Source organism: Streptomyces sp. NPDC088923 (assembly GCF_044749745.1).
Taxonomy (GTDB): Bacteria; Actinomycetota; Actinomycetes; order Streptomycetales; family Streptomycetaceae; genus Streptomyces.
In genome coordinates this window covers 342,364-359,538 of the sequence record NZ_JBIVIO010000001.1, presented here as the reverse complement: position 1 = coordinate 359,538, position 17,175 = coordinate 342,364, and the positions used below count along the sequence as shown (strand labels likewise).

The following is a 17,175-nucleotide window of genomic DNA, read 5'->3' as shown; positions in this document are numbered from 1 at the left end:
CCCCATGTGCGGTGTGGGCTGGCAAGCCCTCGCCCCGTGGGCGGGGCGCGGGCGGGGAGCGCTTTGCCGGGGAGCGGTCCACCACCCGGGTGCCCGCCGGGTCCCCGGCCAGTCGCCGGGGACCACACCTTCGCCTCGCCTCGCAGGTCAGAGCGTTTTCGCCGGGCCCTCCTGCTCGCGCGCCGCCGCCTCGGTCACCGGCCCCACGAGGAGTTCGTCGCCGAAGCGCTCGACGCGGACCGTGTCGCCGTCCTCGATCTCGCCCGCGAGGATCGCCCGGGCGAGCCGGTCACCGATCGCGGTCTGGATGAGGCGGCGCAGCGGGCGCGCCCCGTACGCCGGGTCGTTGCCCTCGGAGGCGAGCCAGGCGAGGGCCTCGGGGGTGATGTCGAGGCTGAGCCTGCGCTCGGTGAGCCGCTTCGCGAGCCGGTCCACCTGGAGCCGCGCGATGTGCGCCAGCTCGTCGGCGTCGAGCGCGGAGAAGACGACGACGTCGTCCAGGCGGTTGAGGAACTCGGGCTTGAAGGAGGCCCGGACAACTTCGAGGACCTGTTCCCGCTTCTGCGCCTCGGGGGTCAGCGGGTCCACGAGGAACTGGCTGCCGAGGTTCGAGGTGAGGACGAGGATCGTGTTGCGGAAATCGACCGTGCGGCCCTGACCGTCGGTGAGGCGGCCGTCGTCGAGCACCTGGAGAAGGACGTCGAAGACCTCCGGGTGGGCCTTCTCGACCTCGTCGAGCAGGACGACGCTGTACGGGCGGCGGCGCACCGCCTCGGTGAGCTGCCCGCCCTCCTCGTACCCGACGTATCCGGGCGGGGCGCCGACGAGCCGCGCGACGGAGTGCTTCTCGCCGTACTCGCTCATGTCGATGCGGACCATGGCCCGCTCGTCGTCGAACAGGAAGTCGGCGAGTGCCTTGGCCAGCTCGGTCTTGCCGACCCCGGTGGGGCCGAGGAAGAGGAACGAGCCCGTGGGCCGGTCGGGGTCGGCGATCCCGGCGCGCGTCCTGCGCACCGCGTCGGACACGGCGGCGACGGCCTCCTTCTGCCCGATGAGCCGCCGCCCCAGCTCCTCCTCCATGCGCAGCAGCTTGCGCGTCTCGCCCTCCAGGAGGCGCCCGGCGGGGATGCCGGTCCAGGAGCCGACGACGTCCGCGATGTCGTCGGGGCCGACCTCCTCCTTGACCATCGTGTCCCTGGCGGCCTCCTCCTCGGCGCGGCTCGCCTCCTCCAAGTCCCGCTCCAGGGAGGGGATCTCGCCGTAGAGCAGCTGGGACGCGGTGTCGAAGTCTCCGTCGCGCTGCGCCCGCTCGGCCTGTCCGCGCAGTTCGTCGAGCTTCTCCTTCAGCTCACCGACGCGGTTGAGGGAGCGCTTCTCCTTCTCCCAGCGCGCTGTGAGCCCGCGCAGCTCCTCCTCGCGGTCGGCGAGGTCCTTGTGGAGCTTCTCCAGGCGCTGCACGGAGGCCGGGTCGGTCTCGGTGCGCAGTGCCAGCTCCTCCATGCGGAGCCGGTCCACGGCACGCTGGAGTTCGTCGATCTCGACGGGCGAGGAGTCGATCTCCATGCGCAGCCGGGACGCGGCCTCGTCGACGAGGTCGATCGCCTTGTCGGGCAGGAAGCGCGCGGTGATGTACCGGTCCGAGAGGGTCGCCGCGGCGACGAGGGCGCTGTCGTTGATCTGGACCTTGTGGTGGGCCTCGTACCGGCCCTTGAGGCCGCGCAGGATCGCGATCGTGTCCTCGACGGTGGGCTCGGCGACGAGGACCTGCTGGAAACGGCGCTCCAGGGCCGGGTCCTTCTCGATCCGCTCGCGGTACTCGTCGAGCGTCGTCGCGCCGACCATGCGCAGCTCGCCGCGCGCGAGCATCGGCTTGAGCATGTTCCCCGCGTCCATCGCGGAGTCGCCGCCCGCGCCCGCGCCGACGACGGTGTGCAGTTCGTCGATGAAGGTGATGACCTGTCCGTCGCTCTCCTTGATCTCGTTGAGGACGGTCTTGAGGCGTTCCTCGAACTCGCCGCGGTACTTGGCGCCCGCGAGCATCGCGCCGAGGTCGAGCGAGACGAGCCGCTTGTCCTTGAGCGACTCGGGCACGTCCCCCTTGACGATGCGCTGGGCGAGGCCCTCGACGACGGCGGTCTTGCCGACGCCGGGCTCACCGATGAGCACCGGGTTGTTCTTCGTGCGGCGTGAGAGGACCTGGACGACCCGGCGGATCTCCTGGTCCCTGCCGATCACGGGGTCGAGCCGGCCCTCGCGGGCCGCCTCGGTGAAATCGGTGCCGAACTTCTCCAGGGCCTTGTACTGCCCCTCGGGATCGGGAGTGGTCACCCGGCGTCCTCCCCTGGCCTTCTGAAACGCTTCCTGAAGCTTCTGTGCACTGGCGCCCTGCCCCGCCAGCACCTCACCCGCCTGGCCGCCCCTGGCGGCGATGCCGAGGAGCAGGTGCTCCGTCGACAGGTACTCGTCCCCGAGTTCCTTCGCGCGACTCCCGGCGTCCTGTACGGCGGCGAGCGTCTCACGGTCGGGCTGTGGGGGCGCGACCGTGGAGCCCGAGACGCTGGGCAGCGCGCCGAGCAGGCGCTCCGCCGCGGCCCGTACCGCCGACTGGTCCGCGCCGACGGCGGCCAGCAGGTCCGTCACGTTCTCGTTGTCCTGGCCCGCGAGGAGCGCGAGCAGCAGGTGGGCGGGCGTCAGATCAGGGTGTCCCCCGGCCACGGCCCGCTCCCCGGCCGCCTGGATCGCCTCCCGGCTCCTGTTCGTCAGTTCCACGTCCACCGCGCATGTCCTCCTTGCCACGACCGATCCGGCCGCGGACTCCACCTCGTCCGCGCAGCCGGGACAACTCCTCGATGACTCCTACAGCCTCGATGAAGTTGAGTCTATTCCACTCAAGGAAGTGGAGCGAGCAATCTTCGAGCACTCTTTCGAGGGAATCGGACACCGCTACGGGCGACGGAGGCGGGCCGCGCGGGTCGGTACGGCGGTCCGCGCGCCCGCCGCTACTCTCCCCCCATGCCCGTCCCGCTCACCGCTCCGCCCGCCTCCTACCTGGCCTTCTGGCGCGAGCGTCACGTCTGCACGATCACCACGCTCCGCCCCGACGGCACCCCGCACGTCGTCGCGGTCGGTGCCACGCTGGACCACGCCGCGGGACTCGCCCGCGTCACCACCAACCGCAACAGCCGCAAGGCCCGCAACGTACTCGCCGCGGGCCCCGAAGGCGCGCCGGTCGCCGTCTGCCAGGCCGAGGGCCCGCGCTGGGCCACGCTGGAGGGCAGGGCGCGGCTGCTCACCGCGGAGGAGGCGATCGAGGAGGCGGTACGGCGCTACGCGGAGCGCTACGGACGCACCCCGGCCCCCAACCCCGAGCGCTCCGTCATCGAGATCACCCTCACGCGCCTTCTCGGCAACGCCTGAGCGGCGCGGGGAGTTCACGGGGCGGCCCGCCGAAGCGTGCCGCGACAGCGGGAATCCCGCAGGGGCCTGCCGCACCGGAACCCGGGAGCATTACGGGACCCGGGAGCCCACCGGAACCCGGAAGCCCCCGGAACGCGGCAGAGCCCGGAATCGCACACGCCTCCGGACGCGCAAAGGGCAGCGGCGCCGCCGGGTTCAGGTCCTCGGCGGCGCCGCTGCTGGGGGAAAGCGCCTGGCGATCTGTTTCAACGGGGGAATCGCTCAGGCACTGCGGGGGGTGACGTAGGAGTCCGACCAGTCGGCGACCTGCTGGTGGTCGCGCTGGTCGAGGTTGACGAAAAGCATGCCGTAACGCACCGCGCACCGTACGGGCTGCGGGGCACCACGAGGCCGGCGAAGACAGCGGTACGCCCGTACGTCCTCGGCCCCGTCCCGCACGACGACGATCGGTTCGCCGAAGAGCGTGACCATCAGCGAGTCGCCGTCGTGGGGGATCGCCGTGACGAGATCGATGAAGTGCCAGCCGGAGCGATAGGCGGTGGCCATCTCACGCCGGAAGGTGTGGTCGTCGGGCGGGGTCGTCATGCCTGGACCGTGCCCCAGGAGGGCTCGCCGGCGGCGGCACCCGACTGGTTCGGCTCATTGGCGGGAACGACGCCCCAGGACGGCTCACCCGCCGGAGCGACACCCCACGAAGGCTCACCGACCGGGACAACACCCCAAGAAGGCTCACCGGCCGGAGCGACACCCCAGGAAGGCTCGCCCGCGGGGACGACTCCCCACGAAGGCTCACCCTTCTTGGCGGTCGCGGAGACGACACCCCAGGAAGGCTCACCGGCGGGGGCCACACCCCACGAAGGCTCACCGACCGGGACAACACCCCAGGAAGGCTCACCGGCGGGAGCGACACCCCAGGAAGGCTCTCCCTGCACAGAGGCCGGGACCACGCCCCAAGAGGGCTCCCCCGGGCGGGCGGAGGCACTCACGGACCCCGACGGCTGGCTTCCCCACGACGGCTCACCCAGAGCCACCGCACCAATGGCGAGAGCCGCCATCGCGGAAACGCAGAGCGTACGAAGCTTCACGGACATGATGGGCTCCCACCTCTGTGATTGGTATGTGAACGACCCCCGCCCTGCAACGATGGCCCAGGCAGGGCGCTTTCACTAGGAAACCCATGCATCATGTTCCTGTATTACATGAGCCTGAGGGGGGGACATATGCGGAGGAGGCCCCTCGAAAAGTCTCATTCCCATCCCCAGGAGCCGCTCTGCGTCACCGGTCGTGAGCTGTACGCCGCCGCGCTGCGCTCCGGACGCCTCAAACGCGAGGAACTCGCCGACGCCCCTTGCGTTCTCGACCTCGGGCTGCTGGCGCCCGATCCGGCGGAGCCGGCGACGCTGCTCCCCGTCCAGCCGTCGACCGCGCTCGGGAGGCTGCTCCAGCCGCTGGAGAACCGCATCCTGCACAACCGCAAGGCGGCGATCGCACTCACCGAGACCCTGGAGCCCTTCATGGCTCTGAGCGGGCACGATCCGGCCAGTCAGGCGGTCACCGTGCTCGACGGGCTCGACCGCATCAACTCCACGCTCGACCAGACCGTCACCGAGTGCCGCGAGGAGTTGCTCACCCTCCAGCCGGGCAGCGGACGCGCCCCCTACCTCCTCGAGGACGCGCTGCGGCGCGTGGAACCGTTCTTCGGCACCGGCGTCCGGATGCGGACCCTCTATCACCACACGGCCCGTCACCATCCCTCCACACTCGCCTACGTGGAGAGGACGATGCCGGAGGGCATCGAGTTCCGCACGATGGAGCAGCTTCCCGAACGGCTCATCATCGTGGACCGGCAGGCGGCGTTCATCCCCATCAGTGATGACCGCAAGATCGCCCTCAAGATCGAGCACCCGGGTCTCGTCGGGTACCTCGCGGGCGTCTTCTACCAGTTCTGGAGCCTCGCGCGCCCCTGGTCCGAGGCGACCCCGGCGCCCGTGCCGAGCGGCATCACGAGCACCCAGCTCTCCATCGCCCGCCTGCTCGTCGAGGGCCACGTCGACGAGGCCATAGCGCGCCGTCTCGGCATGAACGTCCGCACCTGCCGTGCCCACATCGCCAAACTCGCCACCACCCTCGGCAGCGGCAGCCGCGCCCAACTCGGCTACCTGATCGCCCAGACCGGGCTCCTGGACACGGCGGAGAGCTGAAGGCGGGGGCGGTACGGGTCACAGGCCCGGAGCGCCCACGGCGGTACAGGTCACGCGCCCCGCGCCCAGGAGGACTCGCGACGGTACGGGCCTGGGGGCTCCACTCACACCGCACGGGCCCAGGGCTCCGCGCACCACCGCACGGGCCCGGGACCTCACGCACCACCGCACCTACCCGGGCCCCCATGCCGACAGAGCGGCGCCTCCACACCGACGAGGCCGGCGTCCCGCGCAGGCAAGAGGGCGGCGCCCCCGCGCGAGGCTCACCCCGCCCGTACGGCACCGCCCGGCCAGGCCCCGCGGGGCCGCCCGTCACTCCCCCGCGCCCTGCCCCCGCTTGTTCTTCGGGCGCCACACCACGAGCGCGCTCGCCTGCTGCACCTCCTGGTACGGGACGAGGTCACGCCGGTACGAGGCGTGCACCTGCGCCTCGCGCTGCCGCATCGTCGCCGCGGCCCCGTCGAGCGCCGCGCTCAGCTCGGCGATGCGCTGCTCCATCGCGCTGACCTGCGTCTGCAACTCGATGATCCGCTTGATACCGGCCAGGTTCACGCCCTCGTCCTGCGACAACTGCTGCACCTGGCGCAGGAGCTGGATGTCGCGGGCCGAGTAGCGGCGCCCCCGGCCCGCCGCGCGGTCCGGGGAGACCAGGCCGAGCCGGTCGTACTGACGCAGTGTCTGGGGATGGAGCCCGGAGAGCTGAGCGGCGACCGAAATGACGTACACCGGTGTCTCGTCGGTCAGCTCGTACGGGTTCCTGCCTCGCCCTTCCATGGTCATGCTCCCTTCGCCGCCTCGAACAACGCCGCCCGCGGGTCCTCCCCGGCACTCGCGTCGCGGTAGGACTCCAGGGCCTCCCTGGCCCGGTCGTCGAGGTGCGCGGGCACCGCGACCTCCACGGTCACCAGGAGGTCCCCGCGCGTACCGTCCTTGCGGACCGCGCCCTTGCCGCGGGCGCGCATCGTCCGGCCGTTGGGGGTACCCGCCGGGAGTTTGAGGGTGACGGGCGGGCCGCCGAGCGTCGGCACCCGCACCGTGCCGCCGAGCGCCGCCTCGCTGAAGGTCACGGGCACGGTGACCGTGAGGTTGTCGCCCTTGCGGGCGAAGACCGGGTGCTCCTTGACGTGCACCGCCACGTAGAGGTCACCGGCCGGGCCGCCGCGCTCACCCGGGGCGCCCTTGCCGCGCAGCCGGATGCGCTGCCCGTCCTGGACGCCCGCCGGGATGCGCACCTGGATCGAGCGCGCCGACTTCGCGCGCCCGCTGCCCTTGCACACCTCGCAGGGGTCCTGCGCGATGAGCCCGCGCCCCTTGCAGTCCACGCACGGGTCGGTGAGCGAGAAACCGCCGCTGCCCCCGCGCGAGACCTGCCCCGTGCCCACGCAGGTCGGGCAGACGCGCGGGGTGCCGTTCTTGTCGCCCGTGCCCGAGCACGCCTTGCACGGCTCCTGGCTGGACATGCGCAGCGGGACCGTCGCCCCGTCCACCGCCTCGGTGAAGGTGAGTGTCACCTCGGACTCGATGTCCTGGCCTCGCCGGGCGCGGTTGCGCGTCGCGCCGCCCTGTGTCCCCGCCCCCGCCGTACCGCCGCCGCGGTTGAAGAGCCCGCCGAAGACGTCGCCGAGGCCGCCGCCGAAGCCGCCGCCCCCGCTGCCGCCCGGGCCGCCCCCGAAGAGGTCGCCCAGGTCGAAGTTGAAATTGCCGCCCGCACCACCGGCGCCCGCGCCGCCCGGGCGGAAGCCGCCGCCCGCGAAGAGGGCGCGCGCCTCGTCGTACTCCTTGCGCTTCTTCGGGTCACCGAGGACGTCGTGCGCCTCGGAGATCTCCTTGAAGCGGGCCTCCGCCGTGGTGTTGCCCTTGTTGGCGTCCGGGTGGTTCTCGCGGGCGAGCTTGCGGTACGCCTTCTTGATCTCCGCCTCGGTGGCGTCCTTCGGCACGCCGAGGACCTTGTAGTAGTCCTTCTCGATGAAGTCCTTCGTGCTCATCCCCGACGTCCCTCCTTCCGTGGCGGCGCGGGCCCCGGGCCACGGCCCCACGCGGCCCGCCCGGCCATCTCCTGTTGTACCGGGCCCACCCGGTGGTACCGGCTCGCCCGGCCGGATCATACGGTCCGGCCGGGCGACTCCCGCTGTGCTCAGCCCTTATCGGGGCCGTCCTTCTCCTCGTCCGCCGAAGCGGCCTTCTCCTCCTCGGCCGAGGCGGAGGCCGCCTGCTCCTTGGCGGGGGCGGCCGCGCCCGGCTGGGGCTCGGCGACCGCGACCCGCGCGGGGCGGATCGTGCGCTCGCCGAAGCGATACCCCGGCTGGAGGATCGCGACGCACGTCGTCTCGGTGACGTCCGGGGCGTAGGAGTGCATGAGCGCCTCGTGGATCGTCGGGTCGAAGGGCTCGCCCTCCTCGCCGAACTGCTCCAGGCCCATCTTGGCGGTGATGGACTCCAGCGAGTCGGCGACCGACTTGAAGCCGCCCGTCAGCTCCTCGTGCTCCCGCGCCCGGCCGATGTCGTCGAGCACGGGCAGGACCTCGCTCAGGAGGTTCGCGACCGCGAGCTCCTTCACGGCGACCCGGTCGCGCTCGACCCGGCGGCGGTAGTTCTGGTACTCGGCCTGGAGCCGCTGGAGGTCCGCGGTGCGCTCGCCGAGCGCGGTGCGCACCTGGTCCAGCTGGGCCGTCAGACCGGCCTGCTGAGCGTCCCCGCCCGGGGCGGGCCGCTCCTGCTCGGAGCGGTCCTCCTCGGCGGCGTCGGGGGCGGCGCCGTCGGAGACGTCAGCGGGCTCGTTCTTCTCGTCGAAGCCCCCTGCGGTCTCCTCGCTCACGCCGCACCGTCCTTCTTGTCCTCGTCGACGATCTCGGCGTCGACGACGTCGTCGTCGGCCTTGGCACCGGCGTCGGCACCCGGAGCGGCACCCTCGGCACCGGCCGTGGCCTGCGCGTCGGCGTACATCGCCTGGCCGAGCTTCTGCGAGACGGCGGCGACCTTCTCGGTGGCCGTCTTGATCTCGGCGGTGTCCTCACCCTTGAGCTTCTCCTTCAGCTCGGTGAGGGCCTCCTCGACCTCGGTCTTGATCTCGCCGGGGACCTTGTCCTCGTTGTCCTTGAGGAACTTCTCGGTCTGGTACGTGAGCTGCTCGCCCTGGTTGCGCACCTCGGCGGACTCGCGGCGGCGGTGGTCCTCGTCCGCGTACTGCTCCGCCTCCTGGCGCATCCGGTCGACCTCGTCCTTCGGCAGCGAGGAGCCGCCGGTGACGGTCATCTTCTGCTCCTTGCCCGTACCGAGGTCCTTCGCGGTGACGTGCATGATGCCGTTGGCGTCGATGTCGAAGGACACCTCGATCTGCGGCACCGAGCGCGGGGCCGGGGGCAGACCGGTCAGCTCGAACATCCCGAGCTTCTTGTTGTACGCGGCGATCTCGCGCTCGCCCTGGTACACCTGGATCTGCACGGAGGGCTGGTTGTCCTCGGCCGTCGTGAAGATCTCGGAGCGCTTCGTCGGGATCGTCGTGTTGCGCTCGATGAGCTTCGTCATGATGCCGCCCTTGGTCTCGATGCCGAGGGACAGCGGGGTGACGTCGAGGAGCAGGACGTCCTTGACCTCGCCCTTGAGGACACCGGCCTGGAGCGAGGCGCCGATGGCGACGACCTCGTCCGGGTTGACGCCCTTGTTCGCCTCCTTGCCGCCGGTCAGCTCCTTGACGAGCTCGGCGACGGCGGGCATACGGGTCGAGCCACCGACGAGCACGACGTGGTCGATGTCGGCGAGCGCGATGCCCGCGTCCTTGATCACGTTGTGGAACGGGGTCTTCGTCCGGTCCAGGAGGTCCGCGGTGAGCTGCTGGAACTGGGCGCGCGTGAGCTTCTCGTCCAGGTGCAGCGGGCCCTCGGCGGAGGCCGTGATGTAGGGCAGGTTGATCGTGGTCTCGGTGGACGAGGACAGCTCGATCTTCGCCTTCTCGGCGGCCTCGCGCAGGCGCTGGAGCGCCATCTTGTCCTTGCTCAGGTCCACGCCGTGACCGTTGTTGAACTGCTTGACCAGGTAGTCGACGACGCGCTGGTCCCAGTCGTCACCACCGAGCTGGTTGTCGCCGTTGGTGGCCTTCACCTCGACGACGCCGTCGCCGATCTCCAGGAGCGAGACGTCGAAGGTGCCGCCACCGAGGTCGAAGACGAGGATCGTCTGGTCGTCCTTGTCGAGGCCGTAGGCGAGCGCGGCGGCCGTCGGCTCGTTGACGATGCGCAGCACGTTGAGGCCCGCGATCTCGCCGGCCTCCTTCGTCGCCTGGCGCTCGGAGTCGTTGAAGTACGCCGGGACGGTGATGACCGCGTCGGTCACCTTCTCGCCGAGGTACGACTCCGCGTCGCGCTTGAGCTTCTGGAGGACGAAGGCGGAGATCTGCTGCGGGTTGAAGTCCTTCCCGTCCAGGTTGATCTTCCAGCCGGTGCCCATGTGGCGCTTGACCGACCGGATGGTCCTGTCGACGTTGGTGACCGCCTGACGCTTGGCGACCTCGCCGACCAGCACCTCACCGTTCTTCGCGAAGGCGACGACGGACGGCGTGGTCCTGGCGCCCTCGGCGTTGGTGATGACGGTGGGCTCGCCGCCCTCCAGAACGCTGACGACGGAGTTAGTCGTGCCCAGGTCGATGCCGACCGCACGTGCCATTTCGGGTCCTCCAGATCATGACTTGAGTGGAACTGGCTCAACCATGCAACAGCCCGGTACCCCCTGTCAACAGACCTGAGCCAGGCTCACTCAACTCTTATTCAGCCCTTACGCGCAATGCCCGCGCCGCGCCGTGCGCCAGATCACGCGGCACAAGGGGCCCATGCCGACGGAGAGTCGATACCCTCCCTACAGAACCCATTAAGTTACTGCTTAGTAAGGCGGCCCTTCCCGGGGCCGCACCGGGCCTCGCGGCCCACCCACCCCCAGTACCCCGCACTTCCGCGCAGGTTCGAGGAGCCCTCCATGCAGCTCGCCGCGATCATCGTGTCGCTGCTCCTGACCGTGGTCGGCGTGGCGCTCATCTCCCGAGCGATCGCGCAGATCGTCCAGCACGTACGGCTCGGCCAGCCGGTCCCGGCCGGCCGCCGTACCGACCGCTGGAAACAGCGTTCCCTCACCCTCGCGAGGGAATTCGTCGGTCACACCCGGATGAACCGCTGGGGCATCGTCGGTGTCGCCCACTGGTTCGTCGCGGTCGGCTTCCTCACCCTCGGCCTGACGATCGTCAACGCGTACGGGCAGCTCTTCCAGGCGGACTGGATCCTCCCCTGGATCGGCACCTGGCCCCCGTACGAGGTCTACGTCGAGTTCATCGCGCTCTTCACGACGCTCGGCATCCTCACCCTCATGGGCATCCGCCTGCTGAGCCTGCCCTCGCGCGCGGGGCGCAAGTCCCGCTTCACGGGCTCGAAGCTCGGCCAGGCGTACTTCGTCGAGTACGTCATCCTCGTCATCGGCCTCGCGGTCCTGACGCTCCGCGGCCTCGAAGGCGCGATCCACCACGTCGACGGCTACGAGGCGAGCTACTGGGTCTCGTACCCGCTCGTCGCGGCCTTCCGCGACCTGGACGTCTCGACGCTCCAGAACCTCATCTACCTCACGGCGATGATCAAGCTGGGCGTCACGATGATCTGGGCGATCACCGTCGGCCTCAACACGAACATGGGTGTCGCCTGGCACCGCTTCCTGGCCTTCCCCAACATCTGGTTCAAGCGCAACGCGGACGGCGCCGTCTCGCTCGGCGCGCTCCAGCCCATGACGAGCGGCGGCAAGCCCATCGACTGGGAGGACCCGGGCGAGGACGACGTCTTCGGCGTCTCGCAGGTCGAGCACTTCTCCTGGAAGGGCCTGCTCGACTTCTCCACCTGCACCGAGTGCGGCCGCTGCCAGTCGCAGTGCCCCGCCTGGAACACCGGCAAGCCCCTCTCGCCGAAGCTCCTCATCATGTCCCTGCGCGACCACGCGCACGCGAAGGCCCCGTACCTGCTCGCGGGCGGCGGCAAGACCATGGAGGGCGAGGAGAAGGCGAGCGAGGAGCAGCTCAAGGACGTCCCCGCCGCGGCCCTCGCGGAGGCCGAGCGCCCCCTCATCGGCACCGCCGAGGAGAACGGCGTCATCGACCCCGACGTCCTGTGGTCCTGCACCACCTGCGGCGCCTGCGTCGAGCAGTGCCCCGTGGACATCGAGCACATCGACCACATCGTCGACATGCGCCGCTACCAGGTCATGATCGAGTCGTCCTTCCCCTCCGAGGCCGGGACGATGCTCAAGAACCTGGAGAAGAAGGGCAACCCCTGGGGCCTCGCGAAGAAGAAGCGCCTGGAGTGGACGAAGGAGGTCGACTTCGAGGTCCCGGTCGTCGGCGAGGACGTCGAGGACCTGACCGAGGTCGACTACCTCTACTGGGTCGGCTGCGCCGGCGCCCTGGAGGACCGCGCGAAGAAGACCACGAAGGCGTTCGCGGAGCTGCTGAACATCGCGGGCGTCAAGTTCGCGATCATGGGCGGCGACGAGAAGTGCACGGGCGACTCGCCACGCCGCCTCGGCAACGAGCCCCTCTTCCAGCAGCTCGGCGCCGAGAACGTCGCGATGCTCAACATGGCCTTCGGCGAGGACGACGAGGACGAGTCCACGAAGAAGCCGAAGTCCGCGAAGAAGATCATCGCGACCTGCCCGCACTGCTTCAACACGATCGCGAACGAGTACCCGCAGCTCGGCGGCGAGTACGAGGTCATCCACCACACCCAGCTGCTCCAGCACCTGGTCGACGAGGGCAGGCTCGTCCCCGTCACTCCGGTCGAGGGCCTCATCACGTACCACGACCCCTGCTACCTGGGCCGCCACAACAAGATCTACACGCCGCCGCGCGAGATCATCGCGAAGGTCCCGGGCATCCGCAGCGAGGAGATGCACCGCCACAAGGAGCGCGGCTTCTGCTGCGGTGCGGGCGGCGCGCGCATGTGGATGGAGGAGCGCATCGGCAAGCGCGTCAACAACGAGCGCGTCGACGAGGCCCTCTCGCTGGACCCCGACATCATCTCGACGGCCTGCCCCTTCTGCCTCGTCATGCTGACCGACTCGGTCAACGGCAAGAAGGCTGCCTCTGACAGCGGCTCTGCCGCGGGCGGCCAGGCGAAGGAGTCGGTGCAGGTCGTGGACGTCGCCCAGCTCCTCCTGGACTCGGTCAGGACCCCCACCGACCCCGAGCCCCCCACCGCGACCACGGACGCCCCGGAGCCCGAACCGGCCCCCGCGGCCAGCTGATCGCCCGCACGACGACCGCCCGGAGGGGCGCCGGGACCGACGTCCCGGCGCCCCTTCGCCGCATGCGGGACCCTCCCCGGCCCGCGCCCGCCTTCACTCATCCGTCACACCCTCCCCACCTCTCGTACAACCATTCGGGCAGCTCAGGGGTCTCCTCAGCGCCACACGGCCGCGGGCGGCATACGGTGCCTCCCGCGTTTCGCGCAGGAGACGCCCATGCCCTCTCACTTCCGTACCGCCCTCGCCGCGACGGCCGCCGTCGCCCTCACCGGCGGACTGCTGACCCTCACGGCGGGCCCGGCCGGCGCCGCCACCGCCAAGGCCCCCGGCCGCGCCGACGCCGACTTCAACGGCGACGGTTACGCCGACGTCGCCATCAGCTCCTCGCACGCCACCGTCTCGGGCCACAAGAACGCGGGCGCCGTCGCCGTCCTCTACGGCGGCAGGAGCGGCAACCGCACCACGACGTACACGCAGAACTCCTCGGGCGTCCCCGGCGGCGCCGAGGCCGACGACTACTTCGGCGCCGACACCGCCTTCGGCGACTTCAACAGCGACGGCTACGACGACCTCGTCGTCGGCGTCCCCGGCGAGGACGTCGGCAGCGACAAGGACGGCGGCACCGCCGCGATCCTGTGGGGCTCGACGTCCGGCCTCAAGGGCGGCACGACACTCAAGGACCCGCGCCCCACGAAGCACGACAAGTACGGCGCCCCGCTGGAGGCAGGCGACTTCAACGGCGACAAGCGCGACGACGTCGCGGTGGGCACCACCTCCGGCGCCGCCACCATCGACATCCTGCGCGGCGGCTTCAGCTCCACGAAGGGCGGCGGCGCGGGCACGTACACCGTCGTCCCCGCCGTCTGGAGCGGCGCGGGCGCGGGCATCAAGAACCTGCACTCGGGCGACGTCAACGCCGACGGCAGGGAGGACCTGATCGTCAACGGCTACGCCAAGACCGACGACCTCGACGCCAACTACTGGCTCCCCGGCTCCGCCTCCGGCGCCACCACCAAGGGCGCCCAGAAGCTCCCCGCCGGCTTCATCACCGACATCGGCAACACCGACAAGGACGGCTACGCCGACATCGTCACGGGGCTCGAATGGGACAGCGGCATCGGCCACGCCCACAAGGGCGGCACCGCGCTGATCATCCACGGCACCAAGAACGGCCCCGCGTCCGGGACGATCCAGACCTTCACGCAGGACACCGCGGGCGTGCCGGGGGCGGGCGAGAAGAACGACTACTTCGGCAGCGAGCTCGACCTCGGCGACGTCAACGGCGACGGCAAGCTCGACCTGATCGTCGGCGCCCCCGGCGAGACGGTCGGCGGCAAGACCGGCACCGGCGCCGTGACCGTCCTCTTCAACAAGGCGGACGGCTCCGGGATCACCGGCACCGGCTCCCTCTTCCTCAGCCAGAACACGGCGGGCGTGCCCAACGAGGACGAGGCGGACGACGGCTTCGGCTCCGAGGTCCACATCGACGACCTCAACGGCGACAAGAAGGGCGACCTGGTCGTCGCCGCGCCGTGGGAGAACGGCAACGGCGCGGTCTACCCGCTGCTGACCCAGTCCAACGGCAAGAGCTTCAAGGGCAGCGCGGGCGTGTACGTCTCCACGGTGGGCATCTCCACCGCGGGCACGCCGGTCTTCGGCCACAACATGGCCGACTGAGCCCAGGACCCCGCTCCCCGGCATGCCGGGCGTCAGGGCATCCCCCCGGATGCCCTGACGCCCGGCATCCCCCGCTCCCCCGGCGGCCGTCGCGGCCCCGGGGGACGTCCGTTACGGCGCGCGGGTCAGCGCAGCGCGGGATCGGTGAACTCGAAGCGCTTCCAGAGCCGTTCGTCCTGCACCTGGAAGCGGTACGGGGCCGTGATCGCCACGTACGCGGCCCGGCCGAGGAGCGCGAGCCCGGCGAGCCCGCCCAGCACCGTCCCCCACGTCGGGACGAGCCCGGTCATCGCGGGCACGGTCGCGAGGACGACGCCGAGACCGAGCACGAGCACCCGGTCATGCGCCCGCGCGAGGTAGAGGGAGGGCCGCCGCACCGGGGCGGCGCGCAGCGACATGTCCGTCTCGTGCGGCGCCAAGTACCCGTCCGAAAGCGCGCGTTCGACGAGGACGGGGTCGATCACCGCCCACACCACGTGCCCCGAGTCGCTCGCGAAGAAGACCGGGACCAGGGGCCGTTCGCCGCGCGCCCCGGTGTAGGCCCGCCACTCGCGCGGCACGCAGAACCAGCCCTGGTGACCCGCGAGCTGGGCGACCGAGTGCGAGAGGTGCCGCTCCCCGATCGTGAGCCGGTACAGCTTGCGCTCGTCCACCGCCTCGACCCCGAAGAAGCCCTCCTCCTCGGGGGACACCACCTCCCGCGCGCCCTCGGGCGTGAAGGCGAGCCCGTAGGCGACGCTCGTGACGATGTCCCCGCTCCCGGTCGACGAGGCCGTACGGACGTCGACCCTGATCGGCCGGCCGAGCCGCGCCCGCATCGCGAGCACGGGTCCCCCGGCGGCCACGCGCCTGCGGAAGCCGCGCAGCGGGGGCGGCAGCTGACCGCCCAGCAGGAGCGGCAGCCGGGCCAGCGCGGCGATCGTGCCGATGAGCAGCAGGAAGCCCGGCAGCTCGCCGAGAGCGCTGCCCGGCGAGGGCGCGGCGGTGCGCACGAGGACGTACGGCGCGAGCAGGAACAGCAGAACCTGCCCGGTACGGGGCCAGTTACGGCGGATCGGCGCGACCCGCCGCGGAACCCCCGCCCGTACCGGACCGTCCGGCAACCGTTCGACCCCCGGCGCGGCCCGCACCGCGAGCAGCCACCCCGCGCAGCCGACGACGGCGAGGCCGAACAGGACGAGCGCGGTCCACATCGGTCCGTCCTCGTCCGAGCCGACCCGCGTGACGTCCTCCACCAGCACAGCGACCGTCCCACTGAGCGCCGCGACGAGGGAGATCCCCCCGAGCGCGGCCGACAAGGCCGTGGAGCGATGACGCATTCGTTCCCCCCAGGAACGCGAACAAGGCCGCGAGGTGGGGCGCGCGGGTCTGCCCTCGGCAGAACGTTCGAACATACAAGGCGGTACGTGAGTGGCGCAAGGGTCCCGCCGCGTCCGGCGACACGCCGCCCGGAGATGTCACAGCTCGGCCGCAAAGCCCCCGCCCCGGCGGGAGCGCCCCGTACCGGCCCGGATATGCGGGTACGTTCGGGTCGTGGCTGGATTCAGGATCGGACGCGGCCGGGACAACCGCACGAGTGGGCAGCAGCAGAACCCTGGGGGCAGGCGCCCGCAGGGTCAGTACCCCGCGCCGGGGCAGCGGCAGCAGCCGTACGGCGGTGCTCCGCGCCCCCCGCAGGGCGGTGCCCCGCGCCCGGGGCCGCGCCCGCAGCAGGGCGGCGGCAACGGCGGCTGGCCGGAGGCGCCGCGCGGCAACGGCTGGCCGACGCCCCAGGGCAGGCCCTCGGGCCCGGGCGAGCCGGAGTACTTCGGCGGCCCCCCGCAGGCCCAGCAGCACCCGCACGCGCGCGGCGGCGGCTACGGCTACCCGCAGAACCGCCCCCCGCGGCACCAGGACGGCGGCTACGGCTACCCGGGCCCCTCCGCGCAGGCCCCCTACCCCTCCCCGGCCCCGCACGACAATCCCGGCCACACCCAGGCGTTCGCGATCGGCGAGGACCCGTACGGCCACAACGCGCCCCCCGCCCCCTCGGGCCCCCGGCTGCGCTGGCAGGACCTGCTCAGCGGCATCGTCCTGCGCCCGAACCAGACCTTCCAGCGGATGCGCGACTACGCGGTCTGGGGCCCGGCGCTCGTCGTCACACTGATCTACGGGCTGCTCGCGATCTTCGGCTTCGACGAGGCCCGCGACGACGTCATCCACGCGACGCTGAGCACGGCGGTCCCGTACGTGCTCACCGCGGCCGTCATGATCACGCTGAGCGCCTTCGTCCTCGGCGTCGTCACCCACACCCTGGCCCGCCAGCTCGGCGGCGACGGCTCCTGGCAGCCCACGGTGGGCCTGTCGATGCTGATCATGACGCTGACGGACGCGCCACGCCTGATCATCGCGATGTTCGCGGGCGGCGACGCCTCGTTCGTGCGGATCGTCGGCTGGATCACGTGGATCGCCGCGGGCTTCCTCTTCACCTCGATGGTGAGCCGCTCCCACGACCTCGCCTGGCCCCGCGCCCTGGGCGCGAGCGCGATCCAGCTGGCGGCGCTGCTGTCCCTGATCAAGCTCGGGACGTTCTGACACGAGCGCATTCCCACACGCGTACGGAAAAGGGCCCGCC

12 protein-coding genes are annotated in these 17,175 nt (G+C 71.3%); 5 read left to right on the top strand and 7 right to left on the bottom strand.

Going from position 1 to position 17,175, the window contains the following annotated elements; genetic code table 11:
• Window positions 1–147 precede the first annotated feature (147 nt).
• Window positions 148–2,775 (bottom strand): ATP-dependent chaperone ClpB, encoded by a 2,628-nt coding sequence (gene clpB, locus ACIP4O_RS01755; protein ID WP_401570271.1) that lies wholly within the window; start codon window positions 2,773–2,775, stop codon window positions 148–150.
• Window positions 2,776–3,012: 237 nt separating this feature from the next.
• Here clpB and ACIP4O_RS01750 point away from each other — a divergent pair, with 237 nt between their 5' ends.
• Window positions 3,013–3,417 carry a pyridoxamine 5'-phosphate oxidase family protein gene (locus tag ACIP4O_RS01750; RefSeq protein ID WP_401570268.1) on the top strand — a complete coding sequence of 135 codons (405 nt, stop codon included), beginning with the start codon at window positions 3,013–3,015 and terminating at the stop codon, window positions 3,415–3,417.
• A 261-nt stretch (window positions 3,418–3,678) separates the two neighbouring features.
• Here the strand turns inward: ACIP4O_RS01750 and ACIP4O_RS01745 are convergent, their stop codons facing one another.
• Window positions 3,679–4,002 carry a (2Fe-2S)-binding protein gene (locus tag ACIP4O_RS01745; protein ID WP_009067095.1) on the bottom strand — a complete coding sequence of 108 codons (324 nt, stop codon included), beginning with the start codon at window positions 4,000–4,002 and terminating at the stop codon, window positions 3,679–3,681.
• A gap of 635 nt (window positions 4,003–4,637) precedes the next feature.
• On the opposite strand from ACIP4O_RS01745, the gene ACIP4O_RS01740 reads away from it, so the two are divergent.
• Window positions 4,638–5,618 carry a helix-turn-helix transcriptional regulator gene (locus tag ACIP4O_RS01740; protein ID WP_401570267.1) on the top strand — a complete coding sequence of 327 codons (981 nt, stop codon included), beginning with the start codon at window positions 4,638–4,640 and terminating at the stop codon, window positions 5,616–5,618.
• A 312-nt stretch (window positions 5,619–5,930) separates the two neighbouring features.
• Here the strand turns inward: ACIP4O_RS01740 and ACIP4O_RS01735 are convergent, their stop codons facing one another.
• The 4 genes from ACIP4O_RS01735 to dnaK all read right to left on the bottom strand — a co-directional run bounded on the left by ACIP4O_RS01735 (window position 5,931) and on the right by dnaK (window position 10,277).
• Window positions 5,931–6,392 (bottom strand): heat shock protein transcriptional repressor HspR, encoded by a 462-nt coding sequence (locus ACIP4O_RS01735; protein ID WP_361326810.1) that lies wholly within the window; start codon window positions 6,390–6,392, stop codon window positions 5,931–5,933.
• A 2-nt stretch (window positions 6,393–6,394) separates the two neighbouring features.
• Window positions 6,395–7,603, bottom strand: coding sequence for a molecular chaperone DnaJ (gene dnaJ, locus ACIP4O_RS01730; protein WP_401570264.1), 1,209 nt, complete (start codon window positions 7,601–7,603; stop codon window positions 6,395–6,397).
• Window positions 7,604–7,752: 149 nt separating this feature from the next.
• Entirely contained in the window at window positions 7,753–8,433 is a 681-nt protein-coding gene (grpE, locus tag ACIP4O_RS01725) for a nucleotide exchange factor GrpE (protein WP_361326680.1), read from the bottom strand.
• Window positions 8,430–10,277: a molecular chaperone DnaK gene (gene dnaK / locus ACIP4O_RS01720; RefSeq protein WP_361326677.1), complete on the bottom strand. Its 1,848-nt coding sequence runs from the start codon at window positions 10,275–10,277 to the stop codon at window positions 8,430–8,432. The genes grpE and dnaK overlap by 4 nt, the downstream gene beginning before the upstream one ends.
• A gap of 306 nt (window positions 10,278–10,583) precedes the next feature.
• On the opposite strand from dnaK, the gene ACIP4O_RS01715 reads away from it, so the two are divergent.
• On the top strand, window positions 10,584–12,884 hold the full coding sequence (locus ACIP4O_RS01715; RefSeq protein WP_401570260.1) for a (Fe-S)-binding protein: 2,301 nt from the start codon (window positions 10,584–10,586) through the stop codon (window positions 12,882–12,884).
• Between the two features lie 216 nt (window positions 12,885–13,100).
• A complete protein-coding gene (locus ACIP4O_RS01710; protein ID WP_401570258.1) occupies window positions 13,101–14,561 on the top strand; it encodes an FG-GAP-like repeat-containing protein in 1,461 nt (486 codons plus the stop codon).
• 125 nt (window positions 14,562–14,686) lie between these two features.
• Here the strand turns inward: ACIP4O_RS01710 and ACIP4O_RS01705 are convergent, their stop codons facing one another.
• A complete protein-coding gene (locus tag ACIP4O_RS01705; RefSeq protein ID WP_401570255.1) occupies window positions 14,687–15,880 on the bottom strand; it encodes a hypothetical protein in 1,194 nt (397 codons plus the stop codon).
• Between the two features lie 214 nt (window positions 15,881–16,094).
• Here ACIP4O_RS01705 and ACIP4O_RS01700 point away from each other — a divergent pair, with 214 nt between their 5' ends.
• Complete coding sequence (locus tag ACIP4O_RS01700; protein ID WP_401570253.1) at window positions 16,095–17,135, top strand: YIP1 family protein; 1,041 nt, start codon at window positions 16,095–16,097, stop codon at window positions 17,133–17,135.
• Window positions 17,136–17,175: the final 40 nt, after the last annotated feature.